Source organism: Sphingomonas sp. IC-56, assembly GCF_021043375.1.
GTDB lineage: Bacteria > Pseudomonadota > Alphaproteobacteria > Sphingomonadales > Sphingomonadaceae > Sphingomonas.
The window spans coordinates 66,339-89,510 of record NZ_JAJNDV010000002.1 but is presented as its reverse complement, the minus strand read 5'-3'; the positions used below and the strand labels follow the sequence as shown (position 1 = coordinate 89,510).

Genomic DNA, 23,172 nt, shown 5'->3' with positions numbered 1-23,172 from the left:
GGCGCGGGTGGAAGCGTGCCGGCGGCCGGCCGATCAGTCGGGCGTGGAAGCGCGGTAGCCGTCATAGCTCTCGCACGTCTCGGGACGCTTGCGGCATTCCTTCTCGTGCTTGCGCCGTTCCTTGCCCTCGCGCGCTTCCTTTTCGCGCATCTTGCGGCCGTAGTTGCGGTCGGACTCTTCCTGGCTGGTGGTGGTCCAATCGACCACCTGGCTGCCCGCCTTCACCGGCAGGGTGGCGACGTCCCAGGCGGTCTTGGCGATGCAGCCCGACAGGAGCGGCAGCGCGAGCAGGAGGGGGAGGGTCAGTTTACGCATGGACGGCACCTTCACGATGGGCGTGCAGCCATGGCGGAACTGCGCGCGGATACGCCTTATAGCGGATAATCGGTGAAAAAGCCTCTCACGCCAAGCCCGATGAAATAGCGGTTCGCGGGGTCCGCCGCGCCATGCTTCGTCGGGCGCCCTGCTGCGCCATCTCGCCACGGAACTCGCCTTTGGGTAGGGCGCTATGCCGCGGATGCAGTGGGAGCGAGGCAGTGGCGGATAACGACAGCGTGTTGGCGGCCGCGCGTGCCTGGAGCGGCGCTCGTATGGCGCTTGCCACGGTGGTCTCCACCTGGGGATCGGCACCCCGGCCGCGCGGCAGCCACATGCTGGTGCACGAGGATGGGAGGTTCGAAGGGTCGGTCTCGGGCGGCTGCGTCGAAACCGATATCCTGGCGACCGCTGCGGACGTGATCGCGGGCGCGCCGGCGGTCGTGAAGCGCTACGGCGTGGCCGATGACGCTGCCTGGGAAGTCGGTCTGCCATGCGGCGGCGAGATTGCCGTGCTGGTTCAGCCCGTTTCTAGGGAGGGCTTTCCTCCCGATCTGTTCGACGCGATCGAAGCCGCACGCACCGCTGGCACGCCGTTGGACGTCGCGACCGACTTCGCCAGCGGCCGCAGCGCACCCGGCTCGGCGGGGAATTTCGTCAACCGCTATGATCCGCCGCGCCGGCTGATCATCGTCGGCGCGGTGCAGATCGCGCAGACGCTCGTCGGATTGGCCCGCGAACTCGGCATCGCGACCACGGTGGTCGATCCTCGCGCGCGGTTCCTGACGCCGGAGCGCTTTGCGGGCGTGACGCTGGACGACCGCTGGCCCGATGAAGCGGTGGCCGCGCTCAGGCCGGACGCAGCGACGGCGGTGGTCACGCTGAGCCATGATCCCAAGATCGACGACGATGCCCTGGCCGCCGCGCTGCGCCACTCGACCGGCTATATCGCTGCGCTCGGATCGCGCCGCAGCCACGCCGCTCGGCTGGAACGGCTGAGTGCCGCGGGCTTCGGCTCGTCCGACCTGGAGCGCATCGAGGGGCCGGCGGGTCTCAGTATCGGCGCGATCGGGCCTGCCGAAATCGCCCTGTCGATCGCCGCCGCCATGGTGAAGCGCTTCCATGCTGTCGCCTGAGCGCACCGCGCTGGTGCTGCTGGCGGCGGGGCGGTCGCAGCGTTTCGGCGTCTACGAGAAGCTGGCCGAACCCTTTTTGGGCAAACCGCTGGGCTTCCATGTCGTGACCGCACTGGAGGACATCCCGTTCAGCATGCGCTTCGCCGTGGTCTCTGGCACGGTGCTCGACTTTGCCGCGCGCGGGTATCGGGTGGTCCGCAATCCTGATCCTTCCCTAGGTCAGGCGCGCTCGCTGGCGCAGGGCGTGGCGGCAGCGCGCGATGCGGGGGCGCAGGCCGTACTGGTGGCGCTGGCGGACATGCCGCGCGTCACCGCCGCGCATGTGCTGCGCCTGTTCGATGCGTCCGAGGGGGCAGATACGCTGGTCGCGTCGAGTGATGGGGTGAAGCCCTGTCCACCGGCGCTATTCGGGGCTGACTGGTTTGCGGCGCTGATGGAGTTGAAGGGAGACCAGGGGGGGCGGGAGCTGATCCAGGGCGGGCATCATGTCGTGACCAGCCCGGCGGAACTGGTGGACATTGATACGCAGGCGGATCTGGAGGCGTTGCGGGAGCTGCGTGCCGGGTGACACCGCGTTTCTTCTCCTGTTGCCCCGACCTTGAGCCGGGATGACGAGGGCGCATTTCTGCGTTCTGCTATTCGTGCCGTAGCGCGTCGATGGGGTTGAGGCTGGCGGCGCGGCGAGCGGGGAAATAGCCGAAGACGATGCCGATCAGCGCCGAGATCAGGAAGGCGATCACGTTGATCTGGGGTTCGAACATGAACTCCACTTGCATCAGCGGGGCGAGGCCGAGCACCACAAGCTGGGCGACCACCAGACCCACCAGCCCGCCCAGGCATGACAGCACCACGGCCTCCATCAGGAACTGCATCAGCACTTCGCTCGCGACCGCGCCGATCGCCAGGCGGATGCCGATCTCACGCGTGCGTTCGGTGACCGACACCAGCATGATGTTCATGATGCCGATGCCGCCGACCACCAGGCTGATCGCGGCGACGGCGGTAACGATCTGGGTCAGCAGGGTGGTGATGCCGGTGAGCGTCTGGCTGATCTGGGCGGTGTCGAAGATGTTGAAATCGTCTTCCTTGCCACCCGTGATGCGGCGGCGTTCGCGCAGCACCTGGCTGATCGATGCCTGGACCTGTTGCCCGTCATAGGCGGGATCGACGCCGACCAGCATCAGGCGGATGTCGCGATTGCCGGTGAAGCGGCGCTGCACCTGCTTGATCGGCATGATGACGACGTCGTCCTGATCGCCGAAGCCACCTTGGCCGCGGGTGGACAGCACGCCGATGATGTCGCACGAGATGCCGTTGACGCGCATGCGCTCACCCACCGCTTCGCCGCCGCGGAAGAGGTTGGTGCGGATGGTGTTGCCGATGATGCAGACCGCCTTGCCGGCCTGCTCCTCCTGCCGGTTGAACGTGCGGCCCGAGACCAGCGGCCAGGGCTGGACGCGGAAGAAGGCGTTGGTGGTGCCGTTGATCGTCGTAGACCAGTTCGCACCCTGATAGATCACGGTGCCTGTCGACTGGGCTTGGGGCGCGACGGCGGTAACGGCGGCCACCTGCTGGGCGACCGCGTCAACGTCCTCCTGCTTGAAGTCGGGCGGGCGCGGGCCGCCGCCGCCGCGGCCGAAGCCCTGGCCCGGGCGAATTTGGAGGATATTGGTCCCGAGACTGGCGACCTGCGCCTGCGCGGCCTTGGTCGTGGCCTGGCCCAGCGTGACCATCGCCACCACCGCAGCGACGCCGATGATGATGCCTAGCGTGGTCAGGAACGAGCGCAGCTTGTGCCGAAATATCGAGCGCACCGCGAGGAGGAAGGTGGTGCCGAACATCAGGAAAGCCTCTCCCCCGAAGGGAGGGGCTTTAGGTGGTGCTTGGGCCTCACGCGACCACCTCGCCCGGGCGATGAGCAGTGTCGATGCGTTCGACCAGGCCGTCCTTGAAGTGAATCAGGGTACGGGCAAACTCGGCCATGTCGGGTTCGTGGGTGACCATCAGCACGGTGATGTTGCTCTCTCGGTTGAGTGAGGTCAGCAGCTGCATGATCTCCACCGAGCGTTCGGAATCGAGATTGCCGGTGGGCTCGTCGGCGAGCAGTACGTCGGGGTTGGTGACAATCGCGCGGGCAATGGCGACGCGCTGTTGCTGGCCGCCGGAGAGTTCGGCCGGGGTGTGGTCCCACCATTCCTTGAGGCCGACCTTGTCGAGCGCGGCCAGTGCCATTTCGCGGCGCTCCTTTTTCGGATCGCCGCGATAGAGCAGGGGAAGCTCTACATTCTCCAGCGCGCTGGTGCGGGCGAGCAGATTGAACCCCTGGAACACGAAGCCGAGATATTTGCGGCGCAGCAGCGCGCGCTCGTCGCGGCCCAGTCGCTCCACATGCACGCCGCGGAACAGGAACTCGCCGCCTGTGGGCACGTCGAGGCAGCCCAGGATGTTCATTGTCGTCGACTTGCCTGAGCCTGACGGGCCCATCACCGCCACGAAGTCCCCCGCCGCAATGTCGAGGTCGACACCCTTGAGCGCCTGAAACGCCGTGGGGCCTTCGCCATAGACCTTGGTCACGCGGCGCAAGCGGATGATGGGATCAGCCGCCACGCTGGCCTCCTCCACCGGCGCCGCCGCCACCGCCGCCCTGGCGCCGCTGACCGCCGCCGCCTCGTGGGCCGGTGGCGCCGGTGGCGAGTTGGCCGGTGATTACCTTCATGCCCGGCTTCAGATCGCCGCCGGTGATTTCGGTGACGGTGCCGTTGGTGTCGCCAATGGTGACCTGGATCGGCTGGGGCTGGTTTTCGGCGCCCAGCACATACACGGTCTGCCCCGAGCCACGGGTTACGCCGGCGGACTTTTGTGCGTCGTTGCCACGGCGGGGCCGGCGCGGCGTCAGCGCGCCGGCGATGCCGCCCCGACCCCCGCTGGCGCCTGGACCCTCGCCTGCCGCGCTCGGCGTGAAGCGCAGCGCGGCGTTCGGCACCAGCAGGACGTTGGGCTTGGCGCGGGTGACGATCTCGGCCGTTGCGGTCATGCCCGGGCGTAGCTGCTGGTCGGCATTGGCGACGCTGAGCGTGGCGGCATAGGACACCACCTGGCCCGTGGTGGTGCCGGTGCTCGCCGTCGTGCTGGCGCTCGCCGCTTGGGCGGACAGGTTGGAGCCGAGGTCGACGCGGGTGATGGTTGCGGGGAAGGTCTTGCCGGGGAAGGCGTCCACCGTGAAGCTGGCGATCTGACCCTGCTTCACCGAGCCGACATCGGCTTCGTCGATCGCGACCTGAAGCTCCATGGCGGACAAGTCCTCGGCGATTACGAACAGGGTGGGCGTATTGAACGAAGCCGCCACGGTCTGGCCGGCATCGATTTGGCGCGCGAGGACCACGCCGTTGACGGGCGAGCGGATGACGGCCTTGTAGCGGCGGGTCTCGGTGGAGGAGAGCGCGGCGCGGGCGGAGACGACCTGGGCTTGCGCAGCCTTGAGCGCCGCGATGGCGCGCTGAACGGCGGCGCGGGCCTGCTCCATTTCGACCTTGGCCGGCACGCGACCGCTCGACAGGCGGCTGACTTCCTGCAGGCGCGACAGTTGCGCCTGGCTTTCGGCGACCGTGGCCTGGGCCTGAGCGACCTGCGCCTGGTTGGCGCCGAGCTGGGCGCGGCCCTGAGTGATTTCATCATCGAGCTGTGAGGTGTCGAGCACGGCGAGCGGCTGACCCTTCACGACGCGGTCGTTGACGTCGACGCTGACGGTCTCGATCAGGCCGGAGAGCTCGGAGCCGACCTGCACCTGGTTGGTGGGCGCGAGCTTGCCGGTGGCTGAGACGGTGACGGTAAGGTTGCCGCGCTCGGCTTCTTCGGTCGAATATTGCGTTTCGGTCGCGCCGCCGAACACGCAGCGCGAAAGCAGGAGCGCGAGGCCCACCACGACGACCGCGACGATGATCCATTTCAGCCAGCGTCGCCACCAGGGGCGGGCGGGCGTGCCCAGAAAATCGTTTAAGTTCTGGTTGGGATCAGTTGCCATTGGCGGTGCTGCCTGTGGTGAGGGCTTGAGGCGTGGTGCTGCCGTCCCAGCCGCCGCCGAGCGCAAGGTAGAGCTGGATCAGCGCCGTGGACTGGTCGGAGCGGGCCTGGGTGAGGCCGTTCTGTGCCGAGAGCAGCTGGTTCTCGGCCTGATTGAGGGTGGTGAAATCGGTGAGGCCCGAGCGGTACTGGACGCGCGCGAGGATCGCCTGGTTGGACGCGGCGTCCAGCGCCTCGCGGAAATCGGCTTCGCGGCGCTGCGCCGTTTGCAGGGCAACGATCGCGTTCTCGATGTCCTCGAGCGCGGTGAGCACGGTTTGCTTGTAGGTGAGAAAGGCGCTGTCTGCTGCCGCGCGGGCGCTGCGCACCTGGCTGCGGTTGCGGCCGGCGTCGAAGATGGTCTGCGCGACATTGGCGAAGAGGCGGCCGGTGAGCACGTCGAACAGCGAGCTGAGCGTGGCGGAGCCTGCGTCGATGCTGCCGCCGATCGCGAAAGCCGGGTAGAGTTGGGCCTGGGCCACGCCGATCTGTGCGGTGGCCGAGGCGAGGTTACGTTCGGCGGCGCGAAGGTCGGGGCGCTGACGCAGCGCGTCGGCGGGGATGCCGGCGGCGACACTTTGCGGGCCGTTGGGGATGGGCTTCACTGCGGCAAGCTCGGCCTTGAGCGCGCCGGGCGCCTGGCCAGTCAGGACGCCAAGCCGCGAGACGAAGCCGTTATAGTTCGCCTCCAGCGTGGGGATGGTGGCGGCGGTCTGGGCACGCTGCGCGCGGGCCTGTTCCTGATCGAGTGTTGAGACGAGGCCGGCTTGTACGCGCCACTGGGCAATCTGGAGATTGTCGTCCTGCAGGGCTAGTGCGGAGCGAGCGTTGGCGAGCTGGGCCTGCGCGGCACGGGCCAGCACATAATTGCGCGCGGTTTCCGCCTCGACCGAGATCAGCACGGAGGCGACGTCAAAGCCCGCGGCGGCATAGCCCGCCTGCGCTGACTCCACGCCGCGCCGGACGCCGCCGAAGACGTCGAGCTGGTAGGTCGCATCGAGGCCGAGCGAGAAGTTGTCGCTCGCCCCTCGCGAAAAGGAAGTGACCGTTCCATCGGGCAGCGTCACGGTCGTGCTGCCGCCGCGCAGCGGCTGGTTGCGGGTATAGCCGCCCGAGGTGGAAAGGCTGGGAAGCAGGGAGGCGCGGGCCTGTACCAGCGACTCCCGCGCCTGGCGGAGGCGCGTGACGGCCTGCGCCACGTCGAGGTTCGCCGCCGAAGCGCGCTGGACGAGCGATGCCAGCTGCGGGTCATCGAACTTTTCCCACCACCGCGTCAGGTCTTCGCGCACACGCTGGTCCGCGGCGACCGAGAAGCTTTGCGGAACGCCCAACTCGGCCGCGCCCTGCGGGCGATAGTCGCGATCGACCGAACAGGCGGCGAGCGGCACGGCGACCGCCAGAAGGGAGACCAAGGGGCGATAAGCCATAGCTCGGTAGATGGTTCGCACGCGATTCGGTTCCATGGAATTGTTGTCGCAAATTGTCGCAGCCTTCTGGATTGATCCTGCGCAGCAAGTCCGGCAGCTTCCCCAAATGCATCGAAGGGAGACCAGCTTTGTTGCTGCCACTGTTGGCTCTGCTGATCACGCCCCTAGTGCAGGCAGACCTCTCGCCGCTTGATCCGCCACCTGCGGGCAAGGCCCGGCTGGTGTTCTTTCGCTCCGGAACCTTCGCCTATGGCGGGCGGGGCTGCTCGGCCTATGTCGAGCGTGAACGCGTGGGCCAGCGCGTCGCCGAACTCGGGCGCAGCCAATATGCGGTGTATGATGCGGAACCGGGCGCGCGGCTGCTTTCGGGGTCGAAGCGCCTGAAGCAGCCTATTGTCATGGAGCTTGCCGCGGGCAGCACCACCTTTGTCCGGTGCGAGGTAGCGGGCATTGCCGGGCATTCGCGGCTGATGCCAGCCCATCGGTCGGAGTTTGAGCACTATGCGCCTGGACTCGACCCGGCGCGTTGAGCGCTTTGCTTGCGAAGGCCGTGTTCCTCGACCTAGAACCCGGGCCAAGGAGAATGAAGCCATGGCCGACCTGTACCCTGTATCCGAAGAATGGGCGCGGCGCGCTCGCGTGGATGCGGCGGGATATGACCGGCTATATGGCCGCAGCATCGCCGATCCCGGCAGTTTCTGGCTGGAGCAGGCGCGGCGGCTGGACTGGATCAAGCGGCCCGAGATCGCCGGCGACTGGTCGTTCCACGAGGATGATTTCCATATCCGCTGGTTTGGCGATGGAAAGCTGAACGTTGCCGCCAATTGCATCGACCGGCATCTGGCGAAGCGCGGCAACGAAATTGCGATCATCTGGGAGCCGGACGAGCCGGCGGAAGAACCGCGGCGCTATACCTATCGCCAGCTGCACGAAGAGGTTTGCCGTTTCGCCAACGTGCTGAAGGCGCAGGGCGTTGCCAAGGGCGATCGCGTGACGATCTATCTGCCGATGATCCCCGAAGCGGCCTTCGCGCTGCTGGCCTGTGCGCGGATCGGCGCGGTCCATTCGGTGGTGTTTGGCGGATTCTCGCCTGAAGCGTTGGCGGGGCGGATTACCGATTGCGACAGCAAGGTGGTGATCACCGCGGACGAAGGCCGGCGCGGCGGCAAGCGCGTGCCGCTGAAGACCAATGTCGATGCGGCGGCCGCGCAGGCGCCAGCGATGGAGACGGTTATCGTCATCCGCGCGACCGGCGGCGAAGTGCCGATGCAGGAAGGGCGCGACGTCTGGTACCATGAAGCGGCGGCCGATGTGGCGGCCGAGTGCCCGCCCGAGCCGATGGGCGCGGAGGATCCGCTGTTCATCCTCTACACCTCGGGTTCGACCGGAAAGCCCAAGGGCGTGCTCCATACCAGCGGCGGCTATCTGCTGTGGGCGAGCCTGACGCACGAGCTGGTGTTCGATTATCGGCCGGGTCAGGTCTATTGGTGCGCGGCAGATGTCGGCTGGGTGACCGGGCACAGCTATATCGTCTATGGCCCCCTATCGAATGGCGGCACCACGCTGATGTTCGAAGGCGTGCCGACCTGGCCGGATGCGTCACGCATGTGGCAGATCGTCGACCGGCACAAGGTCGAGATCCTCTACACCGCGCCGACGGCGCTGCGGGCACTGATGCGCGAAGGCGACCAGTATGTCACCGCCACGTCGCGCGCGTCGCTGAAGGTGCTTGGGTCGGTCGGCGAGCCGATCAACCCTGAGGCGTGGCGCTGGTACCATGACGTGGTGGGCGAGGGGCGCTGCCCGATCGTCGACACATGGTGGCAAACCGAGACTGGCGGACACCTGATCACGCCGCTGCCCGGCGCGACCGCGCTGAAGCCGGGTTCGGCGACGTTGCCGTTCCCAGGCGTGGATCCGCAGATCGTGGATGCGCAGGGCACCGTGCTGCACGGCGCGACCGAGGGCAATCTGGTGATCGCGCGGAGCTGGCCCGGGCAGATGCGCACGGTGTGGGGCGACCATGCCCGCTTCTTCCAGACCTATTTCAGCACCTACCCAGGCAAGTACTTCACCGGGGATGGGTGCCGGCGCGACGAGGATGGCTATTACTGGATCACCGGCCGCGTCGACGATGTCATCAACGTGTCGGGGCATCGCATGGGCACTGCCGAAGTCGAGTCCGCGCTGGTGCTGCACCCCAAGGTTGCCGAGGCTGCGGTGGTGGGGATGCCGCACGACGTGAAGGGGCAGGGCATCTATGCCTTTGTCACGCTGAACGCCGGGGTAGAGGCGTCCGACGAACTGCGTGGGCAGCTGCGTGACTGGGTCCGCAAGGAGATCGGGCCGATCGCGACGCCCGATGCTTTGCAGTTCGCGCCGGGGCTTCCCAAGACGCGGTCGGGGAAGATCATGCGGCGGATTTTGCGCAAGATCGCAGAGGGCGATGTGAGCAATTTGGGGGATACCAGCACATTGGCGGATCCTGGGGTGGTCGACTATCTGGTAGACGCGTACCAGGGGCGTGGCTGAGCGGCGACGCCCCGCCCTAAGTCTTTCAACGGACACGGAAAGATTGCGATTGCGGAGCGCTACGCCAAGCGTTAGCCTCCCCTAACACACCTTAGGGTAGGGGGAATCGTACGTGATTGCTAAGCGATTGATTTTGTTGGCCGGAAGCGCGCTGATGACGCTTTCGGCGCCTGCGCTGGCGCAGACCGCGACCGCGCAAAAGGCGCCGCGTTATGGCAGTTTCGGCGTCGATCTGAGCGCGCAGAAGCCCGGCGTGAAGCCCGGCGACGATTTCTGGACCTTCGCCAATGGCGGCTGGGCAGACCGCGTCCAGATCGCGCCCGACCGCGCATCGGCAGGGTTCGGCACGCAGCTGTCGATCGAAGCCGAGCAGAATGTCCGCGGCATTCTGGACGACATGGCGAAGAACCCCGGCGCGTACGGCGCGACCGGCCGCCAGGTCGGCGACTTCTACGCCAGCTGGATGGATGAAGCCGGGATCGAGGCCAAGGGCACCGCACCGCTCAAGCCCTATCTCGCGCGCATCAACGGCGTGAAGAACCTGACCGACCTCCAGGTGCTGTTCGCCAGCGTCGGCTATGCCTCGCCGGTGGAAGTGGGGATCATCCCCGATCTGGCCGACCCGACGCGCTATACCGCGATGACGGGCCAGGGCAGCCTGGGCATGCCGCGCGACTATTATCTGGAAGCGGGCGAAAAGTTCGACGGGTTCCGCAAGGCGTACCGTGCCTATATCCAGCGCGTTCATGAGCTGGCCGGCATCCCGAACGCCAGCGCCAAGGCTGACGCGATCTTCGCGCTGGAGGCGACGCTGGCCAAGTCGCAATGGTCGCCGACCGAGAGCCGCGACATCGCCAAGCTCAACGATCCGCAGTCGATCGCGGGCCTGGAGAGCAAGGCGCCGGAATTCGACTGGGCATTGATGCTCAAGACCGCCGGCGTCGACAAGGCGCCGACGATCATCATGGGCCAGAACACCGCCGTGGCCGCGGCGGGCAAGATCCTGGTGACGACGCCGCTTCAGACTTGGAAGGATTATCTCGCCTATCGCTTCGTCAGCGATCATGCGCAGTTCCTGCCCAAGGCGTTCGATCAGGCGCGCTTCGACTTTTACTCCACGACGCTGAGCGGCGTGCAGGTGCAGCGCGAGCGCTGGAAGCGCGGCGTGCAGATGGTCAACGGATCGCTGGGCGAGGCCGTCGGCCAGATCTATGTCGCCAAGTATTTCCCGCCGGCATCGCAGAGCCAGATGAGCGAGCTGATCGAGAATCTGCGTGCGGCCTATCAGGAGCGCATCCAGGGTTCGAGCTGGATGGACCCGGCGACCAAGACCGCGGCGCTGGCCAAGCTGGCCGCGTTCGAGCCGCGCATCGGCCACCCCAAGACCTATATCGACTATTCCTCGATGCAGGTCGTGCGCGGCGACGTGCTGGGCAATGCAATGCGTTCGGGCGAATTCGAGCATCAGCTGCAGCTGCAGCGTTTCCCCAAGCCGGTCGACCGCTCGCTGTGGGACATGACGCCGCAGACGGTGAACGCGTACTACAACCCGCTGTCGAACCAGATCACCTTCCCGGCGGCGATCCTGCAGGCGCCCTTCTTTGACCCGAACGCCGATGCGGCGGTCAATTACGGCGCGATCGGCGCGGTGATCGGGCACGAGATGGGCCATGGCTTCGACGACCAGGGCAGCCAGTTCGGGCCGACCGGCAAGTTCGAGAACTGGTGGACCGACGGCGCGAAGAAGGCGTTTGCGGAGCGCACTTCGGCGCTGGCGACGCAATATGACGCGTACGAGCCGATCCCCGGCGCCAAGGTCAACGGCAAGCTGACGCTGGGCGAGAATATCGGCGATCTGGGCGGTATCGAAGCAGCCTATGCCGCGTACCAGAAGTACCAGGCCGAGCATGGCAAGGCACCGGTGATCGGCGGCCTGACCGGCGACCAGCGCTTCTTCCTGGCCTATGCCCAGGCCTGGCAGACCAAGCTGCGCGAGAACAGCGCGCTCCAGCAGCTGCGCACCGACCCGCACTCGCCAGCGATGTTCCGGGTGAACGGCATCGTGCGCAATGTCGACGCATGGTACACCGCGTTCAACATCAAGCCGGGCGACGCACTGTACCTGGCGCCCGAGAAGCGCGTGCATATCTGGTAAGCGCGTTAAGGGCTTAGCGTGAGGAACCGCCTCGGCAGGGATGCCGGGGCGGTTTTCTTTTTTGGAGGGGATGCGTTCCGGGGCGGACGCCTGCGTGCTGGCGAGAGCTTTTCTCAACGGTGGAAGAATGGCCTTCGACGAGCTCAGGGCGAACCGGGGTGTTTTGCAGTTCCCCGGCGGAGGCCGGGGTCCAGCTTCGGCGTCTTTTTGGAGGCGCGGGCTCCAACGGGCTGCATGGCAGCTGGGCCCCGGCCTTCGCCGGGGAACTGGGTGGGTTCTGTGGGTTGGGCTGGAGCGGAGCAGCGGTGGCGGGATTGGCTGCCGGATATGCTGATCGTGGTGCCGCTGGTGCCGAGCCCGTCGGAGCGTAGGTTCACGCTCGACGTGGAGGAACGGCCTCGACAGGCTCAGGGCGAATGGGGTGTTTTGCGGTTCCCCGGCGGAGGCCGGGGTCCAGCTTCGGCGTCCTTTCGGAGGCGCGGGATCCCAACGGGCTGCATGGCAACTGGGCCCCGCCTTCGCCGGGGAACTGTGTGGGTTTGGCGGCTCGGGTGGAGGGAGGCAGCGGGGATCCTGGATGGCGGAATCCGCTGCCGGGATGCAGGTGCCTGCGGAGCGATGTTTGCCGGTTCCGCAGGCGCGCTTGCCTGTTGCTGTTGCCCGATTTGTTAGAACGCGTTCCAGTCGTCGTTCGGGCGGGTGAGGGCGGATACGGCGGCGGCCGGGAGCGGCTTTACGGATGCTGCATTGGCTGCGATCCTCGGCTTCATGGCTGCGATATGGGCGTTGCGCGTTCCGCTGTGGCTGTGCGCGTCGATTTTGAAGCGGCTTGCCTGATCCGACAGCGCCTGAACTTCGACCGTGAGGTTGCGGGCCGCCGCCGAGGTTTCTTCCACCATTGCCGCATTCTGCTGAGTGGATTGGTCCATGGTGCTGATCGCAACCGAAATCTCGGTGATCGCGGAGGACTGCGCGCGGTTGTCCGCAGCCATGGTGGCGAGCAGGTCATGGACCTGGCCGACATCGCCCGAGATGTTGGCGAGCGCGCCGTCGACTTTTCGGACGGCCTCGACCGCCGTGACGATCTCGGTCTGGGTGACGGTGAGCTGCTCGCGCGCGAGCTTGGCTTCCTCTTCGGCGCGCATTGCCAGCGCGCTTACGAGGTCAGCGACCACTGCAAAGCCGCGGCCCGCATCGCCCGCACGGCCGGCTTCGACGGCGGCGTTCATGGCCAGGACGCGCGTCTGGAAGGCGATCTTGTCGAGGCCCTCGATCACGCTGTCGATGCCCTTGGCGCTGTCCGACACGCGGCCCATTGCCTGCACTGCCTCGTCCGCCACCGAGCGGCCGCCCGATACCGTCGCGATCGTGGCGTCGGCACGCTCGACCGTGGTGGCTGCCGCTGCGGCGGTTGCCTTGATACGCCCGTCCATCTGCGTGATGGCGGCCGAGGTTTCCTCCAGGCTGGCGGCGTTGCTTTCGGTGCGGCGCGCCAGATCCTCGGAAGCCTGGGCAATCTCGCCCGAGCCGGTGCGGATTGAGGCGGCGCTTTCCGCCACCGAGCCGATCAGCGACCGCAGCGCGCCCAGCGCTTCGTTGAAGTTGGTCTTCAGCTCGGCATAGGCAGGCGGGAAGTCGGCCACGATCGGCGTGGTCAGATCGCCGGCGGTAAGCGCGGCGAGACTGTCGCGCAGGGAGCCGGTCACGACGTTCTGCTCGGCGGCGGCGGCCGCTGCGCTCACGCGCTCCTTGGCGATCACGGACTCCAGGAACTGATCGACGGCGCGGGTGATGTCGCCGATCTCGTCCTTCTGATCGAGGTTCGGCAGCTTTGCCTCGCCCGACGAGCGCGCCAGATCCGCGATGATACGGGCGAGCGTGTTGATGGGGCCGACGACCTTGCGGGTGATCGTCAGATAGGCGACGGCGAGAACCAGGGCCGCACCCAGGGCCAACGCAAGCATGAGCGTCAGCGCGGATTCCACGGCATCAAGGGCGTCGCCGGTGACCTTCGACGCGACGCCGATCTGCAGGTTCACCAGCTTGCCGATGGCCGCCGAGACGGGATCGATCGAGCGATAGAGATCATGGATGACGAAGCGGTCAAGCGCGGCACGGTCGTTGGCGGCCAGGATGTCCTTCAGCCGGTCGACCGCCGCGTCGGACAGCTTCATCTGCGCTTCTGCGGCCAGAGCGAGTTGCGCTTCCTCACCATCGATCTTGGTGGCGCGGTACCGCTTCCAGGCGTCGCGCAGCTTGCTCTCGCCTTCGCGGACCTGGCCCTCGGCCTGGGCGAACGATACGTTCCCGTTGCGCGCCTTGTGCGCGGCATCGACGATGTTGACGGCGTAGCTGTCGGCCGTGACCTTGAGGTCCTGCATCGGCACGACGCGGTCGTTGAGAATCGAGGTGAGTGCCTGCTCATTCGTCTTGGCCGACCAGTAGGATGCTCCAACGATCAGCAAGGTCACGGCCGCAAACAGGCCGAGACAGCTGAGGAGCTTTTGCTTCAACGTCACTTACGAAATCCCCTGTGTACGCACACTGCGTCGCCAGCGAGCCAGCGCGACGCGGAGGCTCAGTCCCTTTCCTTATAGGAGATTAACGGAGGGGTTTTGCGCCTGGCGGGCGGATTTATCGTACCAGTGCGGTGGCTTGCGGTGTGCACGGCGCCCCGGGGTGGAGCGCCGTGCCGAGGGTTTTAGTGGGCGCTTGCTCCCGCTGCGCCGATCCCGGTTTCGGAGCGGACGCGTTGGGCGGGGTAGCCGGCGCGGTCGATGGCGGCGCGGCCGCTGCGGTCGAGGCGGGATACCAGCCAGATCGTCAGGAACGCGGCGGGCATCGAGAACAGCGCGGGGGAGCCATAGGGAAAGATCGCCTGGGCGTTGCCCAGCACGGCGACCCATACCGCGGGCGACAGGATGGTGAGGCCGAGCGCCAGCCCCAGGCCGACCACGCCGCCGGCGACCACGCCGCGGGTGGTGCAGCCCGACCATAGCAGCGAGAGGATGAGCACCGGGAAGTTCGCCGAGGCGGCAAGCGCAAAGGCGAGCGAGACCATGAAGGCGACATTCTGTTGCTCGAACAGGATGCCCAGGCCAATCGCGATCAGCGCCAGAACGACGACGGTGCCGCGCGACACGCGCAGCTCGGCGGCCTGGTCTGCCCGGCCGCGGCGCAACACGCTGGCGTAGAGATCGTGGCTGACGGCCGAGGCGCCCGACAAAGTGAGGCCGGCGACCACCGCCAGGATGGTGGCGAAGGCGACTGCCGAGACGAAGCCGAGGAAGAGGTCGCCGCCCACTGCGTGGCTGAGATGCATCGCGGCCATGTTGCTGCCGCCAAGCAGCGCCCCACCTGGAGCGAGGTAGGAGGGGTTGGTCGCCACCAGCACGATCGCGCCGAAGCCGATCACGAAGGTGAGGATGTAGAAATAGGCGATCCAGCCGGTCGCCCATAGCACCGAGGTGCGGGCCGCCTTGGCGTCGGGCACGGTGAAGAAGCGCATCAGGATGTGCGGAAGCCCGGCCGTGCCGAACATGAGCGCCAGGCCGAGCGAGAGGGCGGAGACGGGATCCTTGATGAAGCCGCCGGGGCCCATGATGGCGCGGCCGGCGGTGGCTGCTTCGGTCGGCGTGGCGCCGGTTGCGGCGGCGGCGGCGGTTTTCACTTCGACGGCGCGGGCGAACAGTGCCTCGGGCGAGAAGCCGAAGCGCCACAACACTGCAGCGGCGATGAAGCTGGCGGCGCCGAGCAGCAGCACGGCCTTGACGATCTGGACCCAGGTGGTGGCGATCATGCCGCCAAACAGGACGTAGAGCGTCATCATCACCCCGACGATGGCGACGGCATAGGGGTAGGGGAGGCCGAAGAGGAGGCGGATGAGCTGGCCGGCGCCGACCATCTGCGCGATCAGGTAGAACAGCACCACCAGTAGCGTCGATATCGCCGCGAAGCAGCGCACCGGCGTCTGGGCGAAGCGGAACGAGGCGACATCGGCGAAGGTGTAGCGGCCGAGGTTGCGCAGGCGCTCGGCGATCAGGAACAGGACGATGGGCCAGCCGACGAGGAACCCGATCGAGTAGATCAGGCCGTCATAGCCATCGGCATAGATCTGGGCCGAGATGCCGAGGAACGATGCCGCGGACATGAAGTCGCCGGCAATGGCCAGCCCGTTCTGGAAGCCGGTGATGCCGCCGCCAGCCGCGTAGAAATCGGCGGCGGTGCGGGTGCGGCGTGCAGCCCAGCGGGTGATCGCCAGGGTGATGGCGACGAACGCCGCGAACATGGCGATCGCGGACCAGTTGGTGGCGCCGTTCATGGCCGGTGCTCCCCGGCGAGCGCCGCGACATCGTGGTCGAACTCGGCATTGGCGCGGCGCACATAGAAGCCGGTGAGAAGGATCGCGACGGCGATAACGCCGAGGCCAAGGGGGATGCCCAAGGTGGTGGCGCCGCCGGCGATCGGCTGGGCCAGCAGCGGCTTGGCAAAGGCGACGAGCAGGATGAAGCCCAGATAGGTGACCAGCATCAGCCCGGTCAGCAGCCAACTCAGCCGGCCCCGGCGGCGCACCAGCCGCTGGTAGCGCGGGTCATCCGCCAGCGTCTCTAGACCCGTCCCCGTCGACGCCATCGCGTGCTCCCCTCCGTTATGGCTGCATTACGGCAGCCGCCATGCGCGATGGCAAGCGATTGTTGTTCGGGCGATGTGTCCGATATGTGTCATGGAAGACACACGGCCGCGCATTAATGATGTGCTGTGATCCCTATGCGATGAGTGGATATTGCTCGCAGGCGGGTTGCAGCGCAGCATCATGTCGCAGCCGCGCGGAGTGTAGCGCGGGCAGTTGAGGGGAAATCCATGAAGCGATCATCCGTCACCACGCGTGCCAGCATCCTGGCGCTCGCCGTTTCCGCACTGGCTCTTCCGATCGCCGCGCATGCCCAGGCGGCGCCAGAGGAGACGCCACAGGAAGCTGCGGCCGAGGCTGGCGAGGATGTGGTCATCACCGGTTCGCGCATCCGACGCGATCCGTTGGACAACCCTTCGCCGGTGACGGTGGTGGACGACGCGGCGATTGCGAAGACGGGTCTGTCGTCGATCGCCGACGTGCTGCAGCGGATCCCCGCTTCATCGGGCGGGCTGAATTCAAAGTTCAACAATTCGGGCAATTTCGGCAATCCGCCGGACGGCGGCGGCGTGGGCGCGGGGTCGGCGGCGATCGACCTGCGCTATCTGGGCGCCAAGCGTACGCTCGTGCTGGTCGACGGGCTGCGCTACGTCAACGGTGCGAGCGCCAGCGGTATTCCGGGAACGGTCGACCTCAATTCCATTCCCGACGTGATGATCGACCGGATCGAAGTGCTGCAATCGGCAGCCTCGGCGCTGTACGGGTCCGACGCGATCGGCGGCGTGGTGAACATCATCACGAAGTCGGGGCAGAAGGGCTTCCGCGCCACGGCGCAATATGGCCAGTATCTGGGCGACAATGACGGCGACACCCAGAATTACCAGCTGAGCTGGGGCGGGGGCAACGATCGCGTGACGCTGAACCTGGGCGGCTTCTACACCAAGCAGGATTCGGTGCGGGCGAGCGACCGCGAGATCTCGCAGTTCGTGAACCCCGGCCAGACCGCCTGCACCGATCCGATCGGCGGATGTTCGGGCGCGGCGGTGAACGGGCGCATCCTGTTCAATCCGGGCAACCCGTCACTGCCCGCAGGCGGCGTCATCACCGTGCGCAACGCGCCGCTGAACGGGCGCGGCGTGTATGATCCGACTTTGGTGGGCGGCGACTTCCGCGCCTTCACCAATGCCGACCGCTTCAACTTTGCGCCGTTCAACTACTTCCTGACGCCGAACGAGCGCTATGGCGGCTTCCTGAATGCACGGGCGGAGTTTTCCGATGCCTTCAACGTGCGGCTGAAGGCTACCTGGGCGCATCGTGAGTCGCAGAACCAAGCCGCGTTCCTGCCGCTCAACATCGGGCCGGACGCGGGCAACGGGAACCTGCTCGACACGATCTCGGTCGATGTCACCAACCCGTTCAATCCCTTCGGCATCACGCTGAATTCGGGCGCGAACGGTCAGCCGGCGACCTATTCGCTGATCGGCCGGCGGTTGGTCGAGGCGGGGCAGCGGACGTACAACCAAAGCGTCGACACGCTGACCGTGACGGGCACGATCGACGGCAAGTTCGATCTGTTCGGCCGCAACTGGTATTATGACGCTAACGCGGTGTTCGGGGTCAACGATGCGCACCAGCTGTTCACCGGCAACCTGAATGCGGCGCGGCTGGCGCAGGCGCTGGGGCCGGTCAGCCAGTGCACCGGGGCATGCGTGCCGTTCAATATCTTTGGCGGGCAGGGTTCGATCACCCCGGCGATGCTGGCGTTCGTGGCGTTCGACGAGAAGTCGCGCAGCTCGCAGGAACTCCAGGACTATACGTTCAACGTCTCGGGCGAACTGTTCGACCTGCCAGGCGGGCCGGTGGGTGTCGCCTTCGGCTACGAGCATCGCTACCAGCAGGGCAGTTTCACGCCGGATCCGATCATCCAGGCCGGGCTGGGCGCCGACATTCCGGCACAGGCGGCACGCGGGTCGTTTGACGTCGACGAGGTTTACGGTGAGCTTCGCCTGCCGCTGATCCGCGACGTACCGCTGCTGCGGCTGGTGGAGCTGAACGGCGCGGTGCGGCATTCGGACTTCTCCACCGCAGGCGGCAACACCACGCTGTCGGGCGGGGCGCTGTGGAAGCCGGTCGACGACCTGCTGCTGCGCGCGCAATATGCTGAGAGCTTCCGTGCGCCGTCGATCGGCGAGCTGTTCGGTGCGCAATCGCGTTTTGACCAGACGCTGGACGATCCGTGCACCAGCGCGGCGGGCGGTCTTTTCCAGAGCAACGCCACCGTGCGTGCGAACTGCATCGCCAACGGCGTGCCGGCGAGCGGCAGCTATGTCGAGCCGCAGGGCGGGCAGATCAGCGTGTTGACCGGCGGCAACGTCAATGTGAAGCCCGAGACCGCCGAGACCTGGGTGTTCGGCGGGGTGTACAGCCCGGCCTGGGCGCGGGGCGGCTTCGCCAGCGCGCTGAGCCTTGAGGTCAATTACTATGACATCAAGGTGGACGGGGCGATCCAGTCGATCCCGGCCGAAGTGCTGCTGGGCCGCTGTGCACAGGATGGCGACGCGCTGTCGTGCGCGGCGGTGCAGCGGACCCCGGCGGGCTTCATCTCGGCGATCAACGGCGTGCTGCTCAACACCGGCGGCATTCGCACGCGCGGGGTGGACGCGACCTTGAACCTGCGCACGCGCCAGACCGGGGCGGGCACGTTCGGGCTGTCGGTCAGCGGCAACTATCTGCTGAAGTACGAAGAGACGGTGCCGGCGACGGACGGGTTCACCAGCACCAACTATACCGGGACCGAGCGCGGAAGTCCCGACCAGGCCTATCCGCACTTCAAGGGGCAGGCGACGATCGACTGGGACATCGGTCCGGTCGCGATGGCGTTCACCGGGCGCTACATCGACAATGTGATCGAGAACCAGGGCGGCAACGCGCTGGACAGCCGCTTCTATGCCGACATTCAGGCAACCTTCCGGCCAAGCTGGATGGGGGAGCGCTTCGGGTTGAGCCTGGGCGTGAACAACCTGTTCGACAAGGATCCGCCGGCCTGCTTCTCGTGCAGCCTGAACAATTATGACCCGACGACCTACGATATTCCGGGGCGGTTTGGGTATGCGCGGCTGAGCTACGGGTTCTGATCGGGCAAGGGGCGGGTGACGGAAGCGTTGCCTGCCCCCCTTTTTTGCGACCCGGCACTGCGAGGGGGAGGTGGCGCGATAGTGCGCCGGGGGTGTCGACGGAAGCGGCGGCGTATTCTCTCAGGAGCGGGGACACCCCCTCCCTCAGCCTTTGGGCTGCGACCTCCCCCTGCAGGGGAGGATTTTAGAAGCAGGCAATGGTGTCGCTCCTGCAAGCAGGCTTAGTGATGATTGCAATTGCAACAACCGGCCCCTCTCACCAGATGCATCTATGATGTTGCGATGCAACAATGGGTTTGTGCGAGGTTTTGCCATGTTCTCCCTTCTGTCGATCTATTTGCAGTATCGCCGCCAAGTGGCGGCTGAGCGGCAAGCGCGCGCCACTGTCGCGGCGCTCCCGGTGCGTGCCGCTGCTACGCCTGCTGTTGAGCTTCCGCTCGCCGCGTAAAGCGTTCGGCGCTGCATCTGCGGGAATGAAAAAGGGGGAGCGGCGACGCTCCCCCTTTTCTTTTGTCCGGCGTCGGTGAGCGGGCACAAAAAAGGGGAGCGAGGCAGTGCCCCGCTCCCCTTCTTGTCTAGCCCGTGCTGCTTAGAAGCGAGCGCGGAAGCCGGCGGTGAAGCGGCGGCCGAACACGTCGAACGCGTCGCTGGTCTCCAGACCGGTCGGCGAACCGAACGGCGAACCCGGCAGATACTGCGGCTTGGTGTCGAAGATGTTGTCGACGTTCAGGTAGAAGGTGAACGCGTCGCCGACATTCTGCGACAGCTGGACGTTGTGCAGCCAGTAATCGTTGACGTTGTTCAGAGCGAGCACATCGGGATCGTTGCTGATCGCACCTTCTTCCGGATTGCGGTACAGACCGCCGCTCAGGAACGTGGTCTGCCAGCTGATCGACGAGCCTTCCACGCCATAGGTCGCCCGCGCCGTCGCGCGGTGCGTCGAGTTCGACGGGCCGAACGTGCCTGCGAACTCCAGCGGAGCCGAAGCAGGATCGCTCTGCGTCTTGAAGTCGAGCGTGTAGGTGTAGTTGATGTTCAGACCGAGCTGGTCGCCATCCACCAGGCCGAGCGCACGGTTGTAGCGCAGCTGGGCGTCGAAACCGCGGGTTTCATAAGCCGCGATGTTGATCAGCTGTGCGTTCACCGTCTGCACGAAGCCGGTGCTCGACGAACGGATCACGTTATCGCAGAATACCGACTGACCCGTGAGCAGGCACTGCTGGATCGTGTAGCTGCGGTTCAGGGTGTCGATCGCGCCGTCGATCTTGATGTCGAAATAGTCGACCGAGAAGGACAGGCCCGGGATCGCGCGCGGGGTCAGAACGATGCCGGCGGTGATCGTCTTTGCGGTCTCCTCCTGCAGGTTCTGATTGCCGCCGACAAAGCCGTTGATGCCCTGAAGATCAGCGGGGTTGTAGGCGAACGTGCCACCGGGGTTGCCCGCGAAGAAGTTCGCGATGCCCGGAAGGGCGCGGCAAGCCGCATCTGCTGCACCCGTCGAAGCAGCGGTGACGCCGTCGCACGGATCGGTCACAGGCGCGAACGTCTCGGACTCGGCACTGAACAGTTCGGAGTTGTTCGGTGCGCGGTTCGACACGGCGTAGCGGCCGCGCAGGCGGACGCCGCGGGTCGGCTCCCACTCAGCGCCGGCGTTCCAGCTGAACACGCCGCCGATGGTGGAATAGTCGGAGTAACGCACTGCGCCGTTGAAGCCGAGATACTGGAAGAACGGCTTGTCGGCGATGAGCGGGACGTTGAGCTCACCGAAGACTTCGCGAACGTCCTGGCTGCCGCGCAGATCGGGGGTCTGGTTGCCCGAGTTGCCGCCGGTGTTGGTCAGGATGTCGAGATCGCTGATAGTCGATTCGAAGCGGTACTCGACACCGACTGCCGCACCGACGCCGCCGGCGCCGAAGTCGAACAGCGACGAGGAGGACAGCACCGCAGTGACGACATGCTGTTCGTTGGTGATTTCCTCCGACTTGGGCACCACTGCCTGGACGTAGGACGCGGCGCGCGGATCAACCGTGTTGTAGCCGAACGGATTGAGCGGGATGCAGCCGTCCGCACGCGCGTCTGGGTTCGCGCAGACGATGTCGGTGCCCACGACGTTGCCGGTCCCGACGCGGATCGAATTGAGCGCATTGCGATAGCGCGCGTTGTCGATGTCCTGGCTGGCGTTGAAGTCGTTCAGGTGGCCATAGACGTAGCTGACGTCATAGTTGAGGTTCGAGCCGAGGTCGCCACGAACGCCCATCACCGCGCGCCAGGTGTCGCGCTGAACGCGGTTCGACCGGTCGAACACGTCGTTCTGACGGCGGCGGAAGAGCAGCGTGTCGACATTGTTGTTCGGATTGGCGTCAGCGTTCGCGGCTGCGATCGCCGCGGCGACCGAAGTGGGGATGAACGCGTTAGTGATCGGGATGCCGACACCTGGCGTGCCATAGATATCCGAATCCTGAAGCGCCGAGGCTTCGAGGCTGGAGTTAGACTTGGTGCGCGCAAACGTGGTTTCCGCGTACAGCTCGGCACGGTCCGACAGCTCGTACTTGAACAGGCCATAGGCAAGGTAGCGCTCAAGCGGAGTCGCGATGTAGCGCACGCCGTTGCGGTTGAAGCCATAGGCGCCGGCCTGGTAGCCGGGCAGGTTCGCCAAGCTGTTGTCCGGATTGAACGAGAAGTTGGGGTTGCCGCCGGCGAGCACGGCCTGGGGCCGGCGCTCGAGCACGCCCAGCGCGTTGGGTGCGAGGCCGGAGAGCTGGAACTGGCCCTGGGGCGCGAACGAGCTGTAGGCGTCCGGACCGCAAGTGAGGTTGAAGCAATCCTGCGCCGAGATCGCGCGGTTGCGCGAGAACAGGCCGTTGTCGCGGTCATACTGGAAGTTCAGGACGGCGCTGCCGCGGTCGTCGGCGCCGAACTTGGTGCCGGCAAGCGCGCTGACCAGGTAGCGGCCATTGTCGCCGCGCTCGGTGACCGAGCCCTGGGCACGGACCTGGAAGCCTTCGAACTCGTCGCGCAGGATGAAGTTCACCACGCCGGCGATCGCATCGGAACCGTACACGGCCGACGAGCCGCCGGTGACCAGGTCGGTGCGCTCGATCAGGTCGATCGGGATGTTGTTGATGTCGACCGAGGAGTCGCCTGCGAAGCCGCTGATGAAGCGGCGACCGTTGACCAGCGTCAGCGTGCGGTTTGCGCCGAGCGAGCGCAGGTTCACCGTGGAAATGCCGGTGCCCGAGGTCAGGAAGTTGGTGTTGGTGCGGGTCGAGCCGATGCCGACCTGCGGAAGTTCGTTGATGATGTCCGACACGTTAGCGGCACCGCGCTGAAGCAGCTGGGTGCTGTCGATCGCAGTGACGGGGCTCGGCGAGTCGACTTCCGGACGCGCGATGCGCGAGCCGGTCACGGTGATTTCGGTGGCTTCTTCTGGCGCCGCTGCCACATCGCCGGACGTATCGGGCGTGGCGTTGGTCTGGGCCCAGGCTGGCGCTGCGATCGTGAGCAGGGTGCTCGCGAGCAGGACACCGCGGAAACGGGTCTTCATGGTTTTACCCCTTAAGCAACAAAACACAGGCATGGACGGGCAGGCCCGGTCACGCTCTGGAATGTGCGGTAGAGGCATAGATCGAGGCGCCGCAATCGCGGTGAACAAGGAAGATGCAGAAAGCGGTTGGTTGTAGCAGTCTTGCAACAGTTTTGAGGCGCCTGAGGTCTGGAAGATATGCCCAGAAAAGAAGGCGTTGATTCGTAGACATATTCCAGACACTCGCGTCTTGGAGCGTGT

General features: G+C 66.2%; 16 protein-coding genes. 7 read left to right on the top strand and 9 right to left on the bottom strand.

Translation table 11 applies throughout. The features are described 5' to 3' along the window. Positions 1-33 precede the first annotated feature (33 nt). A complete protein-coding gene (locus LQ953_RS03625) occupies positions 34-315 on the bottom strand; it encodes a hypothetical protein (protein ID WP_231029312.1) in 282 nt (93 codons plus the stop codon). Positions 316-536: 221 nt separating this feature from the next. Here LQ953_RS03625 and LQ953_RS03620 point away from each other — a divergent pair, with 221 nt between their 5' ends. Further along, entirely contained in the window at positions 537-1,451 is a 915-nt protein-coding gene (locus tag LQ953_RS03620; RefSeq protein WP_231029311.1) for an XdhC family protein, read from the top strand. Next, the gene (locus LQ953_RS03615; RefSeq protein ID WP_231029310.1) at positions 1,438-2,019 is read left to right on the top strand and encodes a nucleotidyltransferase family protein; all 582 of its coding nucleotides are present in this window, start codon (positions 1,438-1,440) and stop codon (positions 2,017-2,019) included. Before LQ953_RS03620 ends, LQ953_RS03615 begins: the two co-directional genes overlap by 14 nt. Positions 2,020-2,086: 67 nt before the next feature. On the opposite strand, the gene LQ953_RS03610 is transcribed toward LQ953_RS03615, so the two are convergent. Genes LQ953_RS03610 through LQ953_RS03595 form a run of 4 tightly spaced genes read right to left on the bottom strand, consistent with a single transcriptional unit; the run spans position 2,087 to position 6,937 of the window. Next, positions 2,087-3,292 carry an ABC transporter permease gene (locus LQ953_RS03610; RefSeq protein ID WP_231029309.1) on the bottom strand — a complete coding sequence of 402 codons (1,206 nt, stop codon included), beginning with the start codon at positions 3,290-3,292 and terminating at the stop codon, positions 2,087-2,089. A 49-nt stretch (positions 3,293-3,341) separates the two neighbouring features. After that, positions 3,342-4,058 carry an ABC transporter ATP-binding protein gene (locus LQ953_RS03605; protein WP_231029308.1) on the bottom strand — a complete coding sequence of 239 codons (717 nt, stop codon included), beginning with the start codon at positions 4,056-4,058 and terminating at the stop codon, positions 3,342-3,344. Next, complete coding sequence (locus LQ953_RS03600) at positions 4,048-5,472, bottom strand: efflux RND transporter periplasmic adaptor subunit (protein ID WP_231029307.1); 1,425 nt, start codon at positions 5,470-5,472, stop codon at positions 4,048-4,050. Before LQ953_RS03600 ends, LQ953_RS03605 begins: the two co-directional genes overlap by 11 nt. Next, on the bottom strand, positions 5,462-6,937 hold the full coding sequence (locus tag LQ953_RS03595) for an efflux transporter outer membrane subunit (protein ID WP_231029543.1): 1,476 nt from the start codon (positions 6,935-6,937) through the stop codon (positions 5,462-5,464). The genes LQ953_RS03600 and LQ953_RS03595 overlap by 11 nt, the downstream gene beginning before the upstream one ends. Before the next feature lie 131 nt (positions 6,938-7,068). Here LQ953_RS03595 and LQ953_RS03590 point away from each other — a divergent pair, with 131 nt between their 5' ends. The 3 genes from LQ953_RS03590 (at position 7,069) to LQ953_RS03580 (ending at position 11,624) form a co-directional block, all read left to right on the top strand. Further along, entirely contained in the window at positions 7,069-7,467 is a 399-nt protein-coding gene (locus LQ953_RS03590) for a hypothetical protein (RefSeq protein WP_231029306.1), read from the top strand. Positions 7,468-7,528: 61 nt separating this feature from the next. Continuing rightward, positions 7,529-9,469 carry an acetate--CoA ligase gene (gene acs / locus LQ953_RS03585; RefSeq protein ID WP_231029305.1) on the top strand — a complete coding sequence of 647 codons (1,941 nt, stop codon included), beginning with the start codon at positions 7,529-7,531 and terminating at the stop codon, positions 9,467-9,469. 154 nt (positions 9,470-9,623) lie between these two features. Continuing rightward, positions 9,624-11,624 (top strand): M13 family metallopeptidase, encoded by a 2,001-nt coding sequence (locus LQ953_RS03580; protein ID WP_231029304.1) that lies wholly within the window; start codon positions 9,624-9,626, stop codon positions 11,622-11,624. A gap of 668 nt (positions 11,625-12,292) precedes the next feature. Here LQ953_RS03580 and LQ953_RS03575 read toward each other — a convergent pair. The 3 genes from LQ953_RS03575 to LQ953_RS03565 form a co-directional block, all read right to left on the bottom strand. Further along, positions 12,293-14,143, bottom strand: coding sequence for a HAMP domain-containing methyl-accepting chemotaxis protein (locus LQ953_RS03575; protein WP_231029303.1), 1,851 nt, complete (start codon positions 14,141-14,143; stop codon positions 12,293-12,295). Positions 14,144-14,325: 182 nt separating this feature from the next. Continuing rightward, positions 14,326-15,945: a cation acetate symporter gene (locus tag LQ953_RS03570; RefSeq protein WP_231029302.1), complete on the bottom strand. Its 1,620-nt coding sequence runs from the start codon at positions 15,943-15,945 to the stop codon at positions 14,326-14,328. Next, positions 15,942-16,256 (bottom strand): DUF485 domain-containing protein, encoded by a 315-nt coding sequence (locus LQ953_RS03565; RefSeq protein WP_231029301.1) that lies wholly within the window; start codon positions 16,254-16,256, stop codon positions 15,942-15,944. Before LQ953_RS03565 ends, LQ953_RS03570 begins: the two co-directional genes overlap by 4 nt. A 228-nt stretch (positions 16,257-16,484) precedes the next feature. Between LQ953_RS03565 and LQ953_RS03560 the strand changes: the two genes are divergently transcribed. Both LQ953_RS03560 and LQ953_RS16160 read left to right on the top strand, forming a co-directional pair. After that, positions 16,485-19,388, top strand: a complete 2,904-nt coding sequence (locus tag LQ953_RS03560; RefSeq protein ID WP_231029300.1) for a TonB-dependent receptor domain-containing protein — start codon at positions 16,485-16,487, stop codon at positions 19,386-19,388. A 313-nt stretch (positions 19,389-19,701) separates the two neighbouring features. Then, positions 19,702-19,836, top strand: a complete 135-nt coding sequence (locus LQ953_RS16160) for a hypothetical protein (RefSeq protein ID WP_269141281.1) — start codon at positions 19,702-19,704, stop codon at positions 19,834-19,836. A 141-nt stretch (positions 19,837-19,977) separates the two neighbouring features. On the opposite strand, the gene LQ953_RS03555 is transcribed toward LQ953_RS16160, so the two are convergent. Next, a complete protein-coding gene (locus LQ953_RS03555; protein WP_231029299.1) occupies positions 19,978-22,932 on the bottom strand; it encodes a TonB-dependent receptor plug domain-containing protein in 2,955 nt (984 codons plus the stop codon). Positions 22,933-23,172 lie beyond the last annotated feature (240 nt).

What these genes read in the sequence shown, in the direction of transcription:
- LQ953_RS03570 (WP_231029302.1), bottom strand. Translation starts at nt 15,945, where the DNA reads ATGAACGGCGCCACCAACTGGTCCGCGATCGCCATGTTCGCGGCGTTC.
- LQ953_RS03560 (WP_231029300.1), top strand. Translation starts at nt 16,485, where the DNA reads ATGAAGCGATCATCCGTCACCACGCGTGCCAGCATCCTGGCGCTCGCC.
- acs (WP_231029305.1), top strand. Translation starts at nt 7,529, where the DNA reads ATGGCCGACCTGTACCCTGTATCCGAAGAATGGGCGCGGCGCGCTCGC.
- LQ953_RS03580 (WP_231029304.1), top strand. Translation starts at nt 9,624, where the DNA reads ATGACGCTTTCGGCGCCTGCGCTGGCGCAGACCGCGACCGCGCAAAAG.
- LQ953_RS03600 (WP_231029307.1), bottom strand. Translation starts at nt 5,472, where the DNA reads ATGGCAACTGATCCCAACCAGAACTTAAACGATTTTCTGGGCACGCCC.
- LQ953_RS03610 (WP_231029309.1), bottom strand. Translation starts at nt 3,292, where the DNA reads ATGTTCGGCACCACCTTCCTCCTCGCGGTGCGCTCGATATTTCGGCAC.
- LQ953_RS03625 (WP_231029312.1), bottom strand. Translation starts at nt 315, where the DNA reads ATGCGTAAACTGACCCTCCCCCTCCTGCTCGCGCTGCCGCTCCTGTCG.
- LQ953_RS03615 (WP_231029310.1), top strand. Translation starts at nt 1,438, where the DNA reads ATGCTGTCGCCTGAGCGCACCGCGCTGGTGCTGCTGGCGGCGGGGCGG.
- LQ953_RS16160 (WP_269141281.1), top strand. Translation starts at nt 19,702, where the DNA reads ATGTTCTCCCTTCTGTCGATCTATTTGCAGTATCGCCGCCAAGTGGCG.
- LQ953_RS03595 (WP_231029543.1), bottom strand. Translation starts at nt 6,937, where the DNA reads ATGGCTTATCGCCCCTTGGTCTCCCTTCTGGCGGTCGCCGTGCCGCTC.
- LQ953_RS03565 (WP_231029301.1), bottom strand. Translation starts at nt 16,256, where the DNA reads ATGGCGTCGACGGGGACGGGTCTAGAGACGCTGGCGGATGACCCGCGC.
- LQ953_RS03555 (WP_231029299.1), bottom strand. Translation starts at nt 22,932, where the DNA reads ATGAAGACCCGTTTCCGCGGTGTCCTGCTCGCGAGCACCCTGCTCACG.